11 protein-coding genes are annotated in these 11,810 nt (G+C 73.9%); 5 read left to right on the top strand and 6 right to left on the bottom strand.

Going from position 1 to position 11,810, the window contains the following annotated elements; translation table 11 throughout:
- Positions 1-235: 235 nt before the first annotated feature.
- Entirely contained in the window at positions 236-1,435 is a 1,200-nt protein-coding gene (locus HA073_RS25500) for an ROK family transcriptional regulator (protein ID WP_166457458.1), read from the bottom strand.
- A 43-nt stretch (positions 1,436-1,478) separates the two neighbouring features.
- Positions 1,479-3,833, bottom strand: a complete 2,355-nt coding sequence (locus tag HA073_RS25495) for a TIM-barrel domain-containing protein (RefSeq protein WP_166457457.1) — start codon at positions 3,831-3,833, stop codon at positions 1,479-1,481.
- Positions 3,834-3,948: 115 nt separating this feature from the next.
- On the opposite strand from HA073_RS25495, the gene HA073_RS25490 reads away from it, so the two are divergent.
- Entirely contained in the window at positions 3,949-5,949 is a 2,001-nt protein-coding gene (locus HA073_RS25490; protein WP_166457456.1) for a beta-galactosidase, read from the top strand.
- Between the two features lie 54 nt (positions 5,950-6,003).
- Here HA073_RS25490 and HA073_RS25485 read toward each other — a convergent pair whose 3' ends face one another.
- On the bottom strand, positions 6,004-6,654 hold the full coding sequence (locus HA073_RS25485; RefSeq protein ID WP_043324080.1) for a LysE family translocator: 651 nt from the start codon (positions 6,652-6,654) through the stop codon (positions 6,004-6,006).
- Positions 6,655-6,854: 200 nt separating this feature from the next.
- On the opposite strand from HA073_RS25485, the gene HA073_RS25480 reads away from it, so the two are divergent.
- Both HA073_RS25480 and HA073_RS25475 read left to right on the top strand, forming a co-directional pair.
- Positions 6,855-7,391 carry a GNAT family N-acetyltransferase gene (locus tag HA073_RS25480; protein WP_064445981.1) on the top strand — a complete coding sequence of 179 codons (537 nt, stop codon included), beginning with the start codon at positions 6,855-6,857 and terminating at the stop codon, positions 7,389-7,391.
- A gap of 234 nt (positions 7,392-7,625) precedes the next feature.
- The gene (locus HA073_RS25475) at positions 7,626-8,096 is read left to right on the top strand and encodes a DUF1992 domain-containing protein (protein WP_166457455.1); all 471 of its coding nucleotides are present in this window, start codon (positions 7,626-7,628) and stop codon (positions 8,094-8,096) included.
- A gap of 4 nt (positions 8,097-8,100) precedes the next feature.
- Here the strand turns inward: HA073_RS25475 and HA073_RS25470 are convergent, their stop codons facing one another.
- Entirely contained in the window at positions 8,101-8,667 is a 567-nt protein-coding gene (locus HA073_RS25470; RefSeq protein ID WP_166457454.1) for a maleylpyruvate isomerase N-terminal domain-containing protein, read from the bottom strand.
- On the bottom strand, positions 8,664-9,440 hold the full coding sequence (locus tag HA073_RS25465; protein WP_166457453.1) for a class I SAM-dependent methyltransferase: 777 nt from the start codon (positions 9,438-9,440) through the stop codon (positions 8,664-8,666). The genes HA073_RS25470 and HA073_RS25465 overlap by 4 nt, the downstream gene beginning before the upstream one ends.
- 94 nt (positions 9,441-9,534) lie before the next feature.
- On the opposite strand from HA073_RS25465, the gene HA073_RS25460 reads away from it, so the two are divergent.
- The gene (locus HA073_RS25460; RefSeq protein WP_240925949.1) at positions 9,535-10,230 is read left to right on the top strand and encodes an MBL fold metallo-hydrolase; all 696 of its coding nucleotides are present in this window, start codon (positions 9,535-9,537) and stop codon (positions 10,228-10,230) included.
- A 165-nt stretch (positions 10,231-10,395) separates the two neighbouring features.
- Here the strand turns inward: HA073_RS25460 and HA073_RS25455 are convergent, their stop codons facing one another.
- On the bottom strand, positions 10,396-11,118 hold the full coding sequence (locus tag HA073_RS25455; RefSeq protein ID WP_309228061.1) for a hypothetical protein: 723 nt from the start codon (positions 11,116-11,118) through the stop codon (positions 10,396-10,398).
- A 222-nt stretch (positions 11,119-11,340) separates the two neighbouring features.
- Between HA073_RS25455 and HA073_RS25450 the strand changes: the two genes are divergently transcribed.
- Positions 11,341-11,802: a tetratricopeptide repeat protein gene (locus HA073_RS25450; protein WP_166457452.1), complete on the top strand. Its 462-nt coding sequence runs from the start codon at positions 11,341-11,343 to the stop codon at positions 11,800-11,802.
- Positions 11,803-11,810 lie beyond the last annotated feature (8 nt).

The raw sequence follows: 11,810 nt of genomic DNA, 5'->3' as shown, positions 1-11,810 counted from the left end.
CGCCTCCGGTCGGCGTACGGGCCGCCGCCCAGCCGTCGAAGCGCTTCGACGACCGTGCCGGTGACGGGGCGGCGCGTACGCGAAAAAGGGTGGTGGTCGGTGTCGGCAGGGTCGGCCCGGAGCGGTGGTGAAGCGCTTCGACAACCGCCGAAAAACACGCCGCTTTCGCAGGTTGCCCGGTCCCGGAACGCGGCGCTACCGAGGTTGACACCTTCCGGCCGGTGCGGTCAAGGGGTCACCCGGCGGGCAGGCGTCCCGCCTCCACTGTGGCCAGCGCCGCGGTGGCCCCGCCCAGCGCGCCGGCCGCGGACCCGAGCGTGCTGGCCTCCAGCCGCACGCCGGGCGGGACCGGTGTACGGGCGGCGAGTTCGGCGTGGGCGGCCGGCAGCAGCCACGGCGCGAGCGCCGCCAGGTGCCCGCCGACCACCACCACGTCCGGGTCGAGCAGCCCGGCCAGCACCGACGCCGCCTGGCCGAGCAGCCGGCCGATCTCGGTGAGGCCGGTGCGTACCGGCTCGTCCCCGGCGCGGGCGAGCGCCTGGATCCGTTCGATCTCCGGCAGGTGATCGGTGACCGGGCCGGCGTCCGGCAGCAGCCGGCCGATCACCGCGTCCACGCCGAGCAGCGCGGTCAGGCAGCCGCGCCGCCCGCATGCGCAGGGCGGGCCGTCGGCGGCCAGTGGCAGGTGCCCGATGTCGCCGGCGAAGCCCCTGCTGCCGCGCAGCAGCCGCCCGCCGCTGATCAGGCCCGCGCCGATCACCGGGCCGCCGGTGAGGTGCACCAGGTCGGCCGTGCCGGCGTACGGGCCGTGCCGCTGCTCGGCCAGGACGGCGAGGTTGGCCTCGCTGTCGACGGTGAGGGGGAAGCCCGGATCACGCAGGGCGCGGCGCAACGCGGCGGCGAGCGGTACGCCACGCCAGCCGAGCGCCGGGGCGGCCGGCACGTCGCCGTCGGCGTCGACCAGCCCGGGCACGGCCACGGTGAGGCCGAGCACCGTGCGCTCGGCGCCGGTGACGCGGGTGACGGCGCGGCGGGTCAGCGCCGCCAGCGCCTTCACCGTCTCCTCGGCACCGGCGGTGGCGGCGGGGAACGCGCGCCGCCACGTGAGCACCGGGTCGCCGCCCAGCCCGGCGGCCACCGCGACCAGCTCGTCCGCGCCGACGCGCAGCCCGAGCCCGACGTAGCGGGCGCCGTCGAGGACGAGCATGGTGGCGGGGCGGCCCACCCGGTTCTCGGTCAGCCCGGTCTCGCGCAGCAGCCCGTGTTCGATCAGCTCGGCGACCAGGCTGGAGACGGTGGCCTTGTTCAGTCCGGTGCGTGCGGCGACGTCGGCCCGGGAGCAGGGGGCGTGGCGGCGGACGTGCCGGAGCACCGCGGCCCGGTTCGTCACCCGCACGTCGCCGAGGTCGGCCGTCGGCCGGTCGATGCTGATCACGTACTGCCCGCCTCCTGCGCCCGGCCCTGGGTTCGGCTAAAGCTTAAACTAAATAGGCGCGATCCCGGCCGGGGAACCACGGCACGAACGGCGTCACCGGGACCGGCTCGCCGTCGAGCACCACCCGGCGCGGCGGGTCCGTGCCGACCACGCTGACCTGCCGTACGTCCAGCGGCCCGTCGACGCGTACGCGCAGCGTGTCGCCGTCGCGCACGGCGGTGACCGTGGTGTCGCCGTCGGGGTCGCGCACCACGCTCACGCCGTCGACGCCGCCCCAGGCCACCACCGTGACGTCCCGGAACGGGCCGGTTCCGACCGTCGTCGCGGGCGCCACAGTGGGGATCAGCGCGCCGTGCCGCACGTACAGCGGCAGCCGGTCCAGCGGCACGCTCACCCGCAGGTGCCGTCCGCCGGTGTGCCGCTGCCCGGTGTACGCGTCCAGCCAGTCGTCGCCGGTCGGCAGGTAGACGGTGCGCTCGCCGGACCTGTCGAGCACCGGCGCCACCAGCAGGTCCGGGCCGAGGCGGTACTGGAGGTCGGCGGTCCAGGCGGCCGGGTCCTCCGGGGTGTCGACGAGCAGCGCGCGCATCATCGGGCTGCCGGTGCGGGCGCTGTCCACTGCCGCCGACCAGAGGTACGGCAGCAGCCGGTAGCGCAGCCGCAGCGCGTCCACCGCGTGCCGTTGCGCCTCGGGCGGGAACTCCCACGGCAGCCGGCTGGTGGTGCCGTGCAGCCGTACCAGTGGTGAGAGCGCGCCGAACTGGGTCCAGCGCACGTACAGGTCCGGTTCGGGGGTGCCGTGGAAGCCGCCGGTGTCGTGGCTCCAGAACGGCACGCCGGACAGCCCGTGGGACAGACCACCGCGCAGCGTGCTGGCCATGCCGGGCCAGGTGGCGTTGACGTCGCCGCTCCACTGGGCGCTGTGCCGCTGGCCGCCCAGGTACGACGAGCGCGCCCACACGGTGCGGTGCCCGGCCACCTCCTCGGTGACGTCGGCGACCGCGTCGTTGAACAGCAGCGCGTACACGTTGTGCAGCTCGACGCCGGTCATGCCGTTGTGGGCGACGGCGTCGGCGGGCACGCCCTCGGCGAAGTCGGTCTTGAACACGGCGACGCCCTGGGCGAGCAGCGGGCGCAGCAGGTCCTGGAACCAGCTCACCGCGGCCGGGTTGGTGAGGTCCACGATCGCGCAGACCGGGTAGCTGCCGTGCCACGTGTCGGCGACGTACGTGCTTCCGTCCGGGCGGCGCAGGAAGTAGCCGGCGGCCTCGGCCTCGGCGTAGAGCGGGCTGCCGGTCATCAGGTACGGGTTCATCCACAGGCACACCCGGAAACCCTGCTCGGTGAGGTCCTTGAGCATGCCGTCCGGGTCGGGGAAGGCGTCGGTGTCCCAGCGCAGGTCCGACCAGTGTCCGGCGACCTGCCAGTAGCAGTCCAGGTGCAGCACGTCGCAGGGGATGTCGTCCGCGCGGATGCGCCGGGCCCGTTCCAGTACGCGCTGCTGGCTGTCCGGGAAGAAGCCGGAGGAGATCCACGCGCCGAACGCCCATCGCGGCGGCAGGTACGGCCGGCCGGTCAGCGTGTCGAGCCGGTCGAGCACCTGCGCCGGGGTGGGTCCGGCGAGCACGTAGTAGTCGAGCAGGTCGTCCGGGACGAGGATCTGCACGCTGCTGTGCGTGCTGGCGCACATGTCGAACTGCACCGGCAGCCCGCTGTCGACGAGTACGCCGTAGCCGCGGTCGGACAGGTAGAACGGCACGTTCTTGTGCGACCGGTCGGACTCGCCGCCGAAGGCGTCGAAGTTCCACATCAGCGGCCGCTGGCCGCGCTTGTCCAGTGGGGTGAACTTCTCGCCGAAGCCGACGAACCGCTCGTCGCCCGGCGCGACGAAGCTCTCGTGCCAGGCCACCGGCTCCCCGTCGACAGTGGAGCGGCCCAGCGGCAGCGTGCGGCGGCGGCCGCTGATGTCGCGGGTGCCGGCGTCGGAGGCCAGCAGCAGCTGTCCGTCCGGAGTGTGGAACCGCAGCCCCCACGGGTCCAGGCTCAGCTCGGCGACCATGCCACCGGCCGCCACCCGGACCTGCCCGTCGGCGACGGTCACGGTGGCCGGGTGGGGCTGCGGGTGGACCAGTGTCAGCGCCGGTGCGGACCGGCTGCGTACCGAGGGGTCGTCGGCGAGGCGTACCCGGATGATCCCGTCCCCGGCGGCCTCGACGCGCGTGACCAGCGTGCGGCCGGACGCGCAGGTCGCGGTGAGCGTGACCCCGTGCGCGTCGGTCGCGGCGACCTCGGCCTGCAGCACGTCGTCGGCGCCCTCCTCGCCGGGGGCGCGGACCGGCAGGTCGGGCGGGTCGGCCACGAAGGTCTCGTACGGGACCAGCGGCGGGCGGTACGGCATGGGCGTCTCCTCGCGGCGTCCACGGGCGGTCCCGCCAGTTTCTTTGGAAGCCCAACTAACTGTCAATGATCGACGCCATTGACTTTCCGTCTCACCTGTTCCTATTTTGGCCGGGATGACAACTAAAGTGCCGTGGAGCGACGGGCGGCTCTGCTACGGCGGCGACTGGAACCCGGAACAGTGGCCGCCGGAGGTGTGGCGCGAGGACGTCGCCCTGATGCGCGCCGCCGGGGTCGACCTGGTCACCGTCGGCGTGTTCGCCTGGTCCCGGCTGGAACCCGAACCCGGCCGCCACACGTTCGACTGGCTCGACCGCGTCCTGGACCTGCTGCACGCGAACGGCATCCGGGCCGCCCTGGCCACCCCCACCGCGTCGCCGCCGCCGTGGTTCTCGCTGCGGCACCCGGACGCGCTGCCGGTCACCGCCGACGGCGTCCGCCTGACCCACGGCAGCCGCGACACCTACTGCGCCGCCGCGCCCGCGTACCGCGACGCCGCCCGCAGCATCGCCGAGGTGCTGGCCGCCCGGTACGCGCACCACCCGGCGCTCGCGCTGTGGCACGTGCACAACGAGTACGGCACCACCTGCCACTGCCCGCACACCGAGGCGGCGTTCCGCCGCTGGCTCACCGGCCGGTACGGCGACCTCGACGCGCTCAACGACGCCTGGGTGACCAGCTTCTGGAGCCAGCACTACTCCGACTGGGCGCAGGTCGGCACGCCCCACGCCACGCAATATCTCGCGAACCCCGGCCAGCTGCTCGACTTCCGCCGCTTCTGGTCCGACACGCTGCTGTCCGCGTACACCGAGCAGCGTGACCTGCTGCGGGCGGCGAACCCGGCGGTGCCGGTCACCACCAACTACGTGCTCGGCGACTGGGTGCCGGTGGACCACGCCCGCTGGGCGCGCGAGGTGGACGTGGTCGCGATCGACCACTACCCGTCCGCGGTCGGCGCGGGCGCGCAGGAGCAGACCGCGTTCGCCGCCGACGTGGCCCGCGGTTGGGCCCGCCACGGCGCCGGGCGGCCGGCGCCGTGGCTGCTGGCCGAGAGCGCGCCCAACCAGATCCACACCGCCGGGCGGATGCACACCAAGGAACCCGGCCGGATGACCCGGCACAGCCTCGCCCACGTGGCACGCGGCTCGGCCGGGGTGATGTTCTTCCAGTGGCGCGCCCCAGCCGGCGGCGCGGAACGGTTCCACTCCGCGGTGGTGTCGCACGCCGGGGCGGACACCCGCGTGTTCCGCGAGGCCACCGACCTGGGCGCCGCGCTGGGCCGGCTCGCCGGGACCGCGCCGGGCCGCGTCGAGGCGGGCGTGGCCATCGCGTACGACGCGGCGAGCGGCTGGGCGCTGCGGCACCCGGGGATGCCCCGCGCCGGACTCGACCACCCCGGCGAGGCGGCTGCCGCGCACCGGGCGCTGTGGCACGCGGGCGTCACCGCCGACGTGGTGCCGCCCGGCGCCCCGCTCGACGGTTGCCGGCTGCTCGTTCTCCCGGCCCTCTACCTGGCCTCGGACGCCACAGTCGACTGGGTACGCCGGCACGTCCACGCCGGTGGGCACCTGCTGGTGACCTGGCTCAGCGGTGTCGCCGACGAGCACGCCCGGATACGCCTCGGCGGCTACCCGGGCGCGTACCGGGACCTGCTCGGCGTACGGGTGGAGGAGTTCCACCCGCTCGCCGACGACGAACACGTGCCGCTGACCGGCGGCGGGACCGGCCGGATCTGGTCCGAGACGGTGCACCCGGCCGGCGCGGAGACGATCAGCGCGTACGCCGGGGGAGTGCTTGACGGCCGTCCCGCGATCACCCGGCAGCGGATCGGTGACGCGTACGCCTGGTACGTCTCCACCCGCCCCGACGACGACACCTATCGGCGGTTGCTCACCGAGGCAGCAGGGCTCGCCGGTGTGACCCCGACCTGTCCCGGAGCGCCCGAGGGTGTCGAGGCGGTACGCCGCCACGACGGCCTGCTCTACCTGCTCAACCACACCGACCGGCCGCAGCGGGTGCCGGTCACCGGGCTCGACCTGCTGACCGGCGTGACGGCCGACGGCTCGTTGACGGTGCCGCCGGGTGGTGTTGCGGTCGTGCGCGAGGAGCCGTCGTGACGCCGCCCCGGCGGTATGCGTTCGTGACGGACGGCGTGGGTGCGCGTACCCCGGTCAGGGGGTGGCGACGGCGGCGCGGGAGCGGTCCGCGGCGATCCGCACCGCGAGCGCGGCAAGCACCGTGCCCATCACCCACCGCTGCAGGCGCGCCCAGCCCGGCCGCCGGGTGAGGAACGCCGACACAGAACCGGCGCTCAGCACGATCAGCGCGTTCACGGTGAGCGCCACGACGATCTGGGTCAGGCCCAGCAGCAGGCTCTGCACCGCCACGTGCCCGCGCGCCGGGTCGACGAACTGCGGCAGCAGCGACACGTACAGGATGGCGATCTTCGGGTTGAGCAGGTTGGTGACCAGGCCCATCGTGAACAGGCGCCGGGGCCGGTCCGGCGGCAGCGGCGTCGGGGTGAACGCCGACGTGCCGCCCGGGCGCAGCGTGCGCCAGGCCAGCCACAGCAGGTACGCCGCGCCGGCCAGCTTCACCGCCGTGTACAGCGGCGGGACCAGCACGAACACGGTGGCGATGCCGGCCACCGCGGCGGCCAGGTAGACCAGGAACCCGGCTGCCACGCCGAGCAGCGACACCAGTCCGGCCCGCCGCCCCTGGGTCACCGACCGGGACACCAGGTAGACCATGTTCGGCCCGGGCGTGAGCACCAGACCGAGCGCCACCAGGGCGATCCCCATCACCGCGCCGACTGTAACCATGTCGCCTCCCCGTTGCCGACCGTGAACCGGACCCTACGCCCACCCGCCGACACCCACCGCCCCGCCGCGCCCTCACTCCTGCTCCCACTCCGGCGATCATGAGGTTGACGGCGACAAATCGGTCACCGACGGCCGCCAACTTCATGATCGCCGGAGTCGGGGGGTCAGCGCGGGGCGGGGGCGGTGGGGATACTTGTCGCATGTCGATCGTGCTGTCCGCGCCGGCGACCGCGACCGCGCCCGGTCTGCTGCTGCGACCGTGGCGCGACGGTGACGCCGACGCGCTGATCGAGGCGTACCGGGATCCGGTGCTGCGTGCCTGGACCAGACATCCGGTGACCGGACCGGCGCAGGCGCGGGTGTTCCTGCGCCGCAGCCACCAGGGCTGGGCCGCCGGTCACCGGTTCATGTTCGCGGTGCTGGAGGAGGAACGGGTGGCGGCCTGTGTGGTGCTCAAGGACGTCCGCCCGGGCCGCCCGGCCGCCGAGGTCGGCTACTGGACGGCCGCGCCGGCACGGGGCCGGGGCGTCGCGCCACGCGCGGTGGAGGCGGTCACCGGATGGGCGTTCGCCCGGTTCGCCGCCACCGGGCTGACCCACCTGGAGCTGCTGCACCAGGTCGACAACCCGGCGTCCTGCCGCGTGGCGGAAAAGAGCGGGTACGCGTTCGCCGAGGTCCTGCCGGCCCGCGCGCCGTTTCCCCGCGACGGCCACCGCCACGTCCGCCACCTGCCCTGACGCCGGGTCCGGCCCGCCGCTGCTCTCATGAGCCGAGCAGGCGCAGCAGCACCGCCCAGCTCCCGACCAGGCAGGCCGTCGCCACAACGAGGTCGATGAGCCAGTCGCGCACGCCGGCACCCCCTCACCCCGGGGGCACGCTACGCGGCGGTCCGCGCGGGAACAGCCCGGCCCCGCGCGACGCTGACTCTTGTCGGACGGCGGCGGCTACCGTGGGTACGGGAGGTGACGGCGGTGACGACAGCCTGGGAGGCCGCGGTCGAGGCGCAGATCCGCTCGGCCCAGGAACGCGGCGAGTTCGACAACCTGCCGGGCGCCGGCAAGCCCATCCCGGGGCGTGACACGCCCTACGACGAGGGCTGGTGGATCCGCAGCTTCATGGAGCGCGAGCAGATCCCGTCCGACCTGCTGCTGCCCACGCCGCTGCAGCTGCGCCGCCGCATCGAACAGCTTCCGGCCGAGCTGCGCGACCTGCCCACCGAGGACGCCGTCCGCTCGTACGTGGCGACGCTCAACACCGAGGTGGTCGCCTGGCTGCGTACCCCGACCGGGCCACGTGTGGTGGTACGCCCGGTGAACGTCGAGGAGGCGGTGCGCGGCTGGCGCGCCGACCGGGAACGCGCCGCGCCGGTCGTCACGACGCCGGAGCCACCCCGTGCCGCGTCGGCCCGCCCGCGCCGCCGTTGGCGCTGGTGGCGCCGCTGAGCGTTCAGGGGCGCGCCGCCTGCCAGGTCCACGAGGTACGCCGTGGCCGGTCGCCGAGCGGCGCGCGGCCGGTCAGCCACAGCAGCACCGGCGCCGGCCTGCCGTCGGGCGCATCCGGGAACAACCGGCTCACCACCCGGGCGCACAGCTCGGCGGGTGGCGACCAGTCCAGGCCGAGCCCTCGGGTCAGGTCGTAGGTGTGCAGCAGCATCTCGGCCACGCCCATCGCGGCGAAGCCGCCCGGATCGCAGGGGCCGAAGTGCCACGCCCGGTCGTCCGGGCTCGCGGCGTCGACAGTGGCGGCCAGGATCCCGGCCGCGGCCGCCACGACGGTGAGCACCTCGGCGGGCGCGGCGTCCGCGCGTACCCGCAGGTCGTACGGGAGGTAGCCGCCGTCGGGCCGGCCGGACACCTGACCGGCGTACGCGATCAGGTCGTGCGCGATGTGCGCGGCGGTGGTCCAGCAGGACCAGTCCAGGTCTCCCGCGCGTACCGTCCAGTCCCGGCCGGCGGCGGGCCGCAGCACGGCGGTCGTCGCCGCGGCGGCGGCGCGGAGGTCCGCGCCGTTCACAATCGCCGCACGCGCAGCACACAGGTGAGCATCGGCAGCGTGAACTCGCCGTCGGCGGTCTCCGGCCGGCTCGCCAGGTACGCGCGGATACGGTCGAGCGCCGCCGCGCGCTCCCGCTCCGGCATGACCAGCATCCCGGCCCTGGTGGCGAGCGTCGCCACGAGCGAGTCGGCGGTCCGGCGCTGCCCGTGCGGGAACTCCGCCTGCTCGGGCGAGCCGAACCGGGCCCCGCCGGTCTTCGGCAGGTGCATGGTCGCCGTCGCGTCGCGCCAGCTCGCGGGCGTGTCCCGGGGGCCGATGGCGGCGCTGCCGCTGACCGCCGCGAGCCCGGCCACCCAGTCGACCCGGTCGTCCACGACGTTCCACAGTCCGGCCAGGACACCGCCGGGGAAGAGGACGCGGGCGATCTCCGGCCCGGCCACGGCCATGTCGAACCAGTGCATGGCGTTGCCGGCGACCACGGCGTCGACGGAGGCGTCCGGCAGCGGGATCGCCTCGGCGCTGCCGGACAGCGCCCGTACGCCAGGCAGGGTGCGGCGGAGTTCGGCGAGCATCGCCGGGTCCGGCTCCACGGCCGTGACGTCGTCGCTCACCTCGGCCAGCGTGGCGGTGAGCTTGCCGGTGCCCGCACCGAGGTCGAGCACCCGCGCGCCGGGTGCGAGTTCGAGCGCCCACCGCAGGGCGGCCCGCGCGTAGTCGGGACGGTGTTCGGCGTACGCGGTGGCCGCTGCGCCGAACGACGAGGAGTGCCGGCGTCGTGCGTCTTCGTCCATCGGGTCACCCTATCGACGGGCGCCTTCGGCTGCGGCCCTCACGGCGCCGTTCGGACAGCCACCAGCGCGAGAACGGGCGCACTACCATCTGCGCATGGACTCCAGCGGGACGTCTGTCGAGGCCATCTTTTTCGGCACCACGACCGTCTGGCTGTCCGACGGGACGTCCGGCATCCTGATCGACGGCTTCCTGAGCAGGCCCTCGCTGCTCCGCGTCGCGTTCGGTCGCGTCGCTCCCGACCTCGGGCGGATCACCAGTGCTCTCGCCCGGGCCGGGGTGACCCGTCTCGACGCGCTCTTCGTCGCCCACTCCCACTACGACCACGCCATGGATGCCCCCGAGGTCGTCAAGCATCTCGGGGGCAGGCTCTTCGGTTCCGAGTCGACCCTGAACGTGGGGCGTGGCGCGGGCCTCGCCGAGGAGTCGATGACGCGCATCGCGGACGGCGGCGAGCACACGGTCGGCGCGTTCACCGTGCGTGTGCTCGCCGCCGTCCACAGCCCCGGCAACAGGTTCCCGGGCACGATCGACGAACCGCTCGTCCCACCGGTCAGGGCGAGCAGCTACCGCGACGGCGGGTGCTTCTCCTTCCTCATCACCCATCCCGGCGGCTCGCTGCTGATCCATCCGAGCGCCAACTTCGTACCCGGCAAGTTCGACGGGCTCGACGTCGACGTCCTCTACCTCGCGACAGGCGCTCTGGGTGTTCAGCCGCGGCGGTTCCAGGACGACTACTGGCGGCACGTGGTGGAAGCGACGCGGCCCGGCCTCATCGTGCCGATCCACTAGGACAACTTCTTCGTGTCGCTGGACCGCAGGCTCCGCCCGCTGCCGCCCGTCTTCGACAGGTTCGCCGTGACGAAGGCGTTCCTCGACCGCAGGAGTGCGGAGGCCCGGATCCCCGTACGGTTCCCCGAGCCCTTCGAGGTGACCAGGCTGTTCGCGAGGTAGGCGTCAGCGGAACCGGTCGACGGTGACGGGAAGCATCCCCTGCTCGCGCATCCGAGTCGTCAGACCGTACAGAAGCACACCGACGGCCTCATCGCGGTCGCCGAGAAGGTCGCAGGTCACGTCCAGTCCCCAGGCGGCACCCGCGGCAACGCGGCGCAGATCCCAGCGGAAGGCGTCGCCGCGGACCTGTCGGCGCGCCGCTCCCAGGACACGCGTGCCGGGATCCGCCGGGTCGCCGGTGATCGGCATCTGCCACGCCTCGCCGAGTGCCGTGAGACCGTCCGGGCTCAACTCGCCGGCGAACAGGATCCGGTAGACGCGCGTCTCGCGGAACCCCGGCCGGGGTCCGGAGTCGCCCAGCCGCAAAGGGGAGGGCGGCTGAGCCGCAGGGGCGCCGAAGCACTCCCGCAGCGTGTCCTCGTCCGGCAGGTCCGCGCCGCAGAGATCTCGATAGAGCGCCGCCGCCGCGTCGCGGTCGACGGGCGTCACCCGCTCGCGTAACCCGGCGTCCGCACGTAGCCGCCGGCTGGTGGCCGACGCCTCGTGCCAACGCCCCTCGGACCGGATCCAACCACCGCTCACCAGGCCGGCGGAGGAGTAGTCCGCCGCGAGCAGGAACTCCTCGGCCAGCAGTCCTTCCGGCGCGCCGGCGGCGTCGTACAGCACGTAGTAGTGCAGTGCGGGAGGTGAGCCGGCCATCTGGCGCGCGGGGGATGTCGTCGTCACCCGTGGATTGTCGAGCAGGCCGGGAGCCGACAGTGTTCGGCTCGCCGAACACTGTCGGTGCCGCGACTATTATCGGATTACCGGTAACAGTAATCGACCTTCCTGGCCGGTCAAATAGGACGAATCGGCGCTACACCATAATGACAGTTATGTGCGGGCGGGTTCAGAGGGCCGCTGTCGGCGTACGATCACGCCACCGCAGCCGATCCCAGGGAGCAGGCGATGGTGTTCGACGCGACGCTGACCCGGATCAACGACGGCGTACAGATGCACCACCAGCACGGCCGACGGGAGGACGCCCGCGACCTGTTCGCCCGGATCTGGGACGAGATCGGCGGGGAACAGGGCGACCCCCTGCACGTCTGCGTCCTCGCCCACGCGATGGCCGACGTGCAGGACGACGCACGTCAGGAGCTTGTCTGGGACCGGCGGGCGCTCGCGGCGGCCGACCTGCTCACCGACGAGCGGGTCGCGCAGGCCGGGGTGCCGATGTCGGTCGCCGGGCTGTACCCGTCGCTGCATCTGAACCTGGCGGAGTGCCACCGCAAGCTCGGTGAACTCGACCAGGCGCGGGACCATCTCCGGCGGGCCCGGGACGGGATCGGGGCGCTCGGCGACGACGGCTACGGGAAGCTGATACGAGGCGGACTGGACCGGCTGTCGCAGGAACTGTCCGCCGGATAGACCGCAGA

The sequence above is a fragment of the Micromonospora sp. CMU55-4 genome (assembly GCF_011602315.1).
Lineage (GTDB): Bacteria > Actinomycetota > Actinomycetes > Mycobacteriales > Micromonosporaceae > Micromonospora > Micromonospora chalcea.
This window is presented reverse-complemented; position numbering and strand designations above follow the sequence as displayed.

Excerpts from the sequence above, each read along its gene's own strand:
- HA073_RS25495 (WP_166457457.1), bottom strand. The coding sequence starts at position 3,833 with ATGCCGTACCGCCCGCCGCTGGTCCCGTACGAGACCTTCGTGGCCGAC.
- HA073_RS25490 (WP_166457456.1), top strand. The coding sequence starts at position 3,949 with ATGACAACTAAAGTGCCGTGGAGCGACGGGCGGCTCTGCTACGGCGGC.
- HA073_RS25485 (WP_043324080.1), bottom strand. The coding sequence starts at position 6,654 with ATGGTTACAGTCGGCGCGGTGATGGGGATCGCCCTGGTGGCGCTCGGT.
- HA073_RS25480 (WP_064445981.1), top strand. The coding sequence starts at position 6,855 with ATGTCGATCGTGCTGTCCGCGCCGGCGACCGCGACCGCGCCCGGTCTG.
- HA073_RS25465 (WP_166457453.1), bottom strand. The coding sequence starts at position 9,440 with ATGGACGAAGACGCACGACGCCGGCACTCCTCGTCGTTCGGCGCAGCG.
- HA073_RS25460 (WP_240925949.1), top strand. The coding sequence starts at position 9,535 with ATGGACTCCAGCGGGACGTCTGTCGAGGCCATCTTTTTCGGCACCACG.
- HA073_RS25450 (WP_166457452.1), top strand. The coding sequence starts at position 11,341 with ATGGTGTTCGACGCGACGCTGACCCGGATCAACGACGGCGTACAGATG.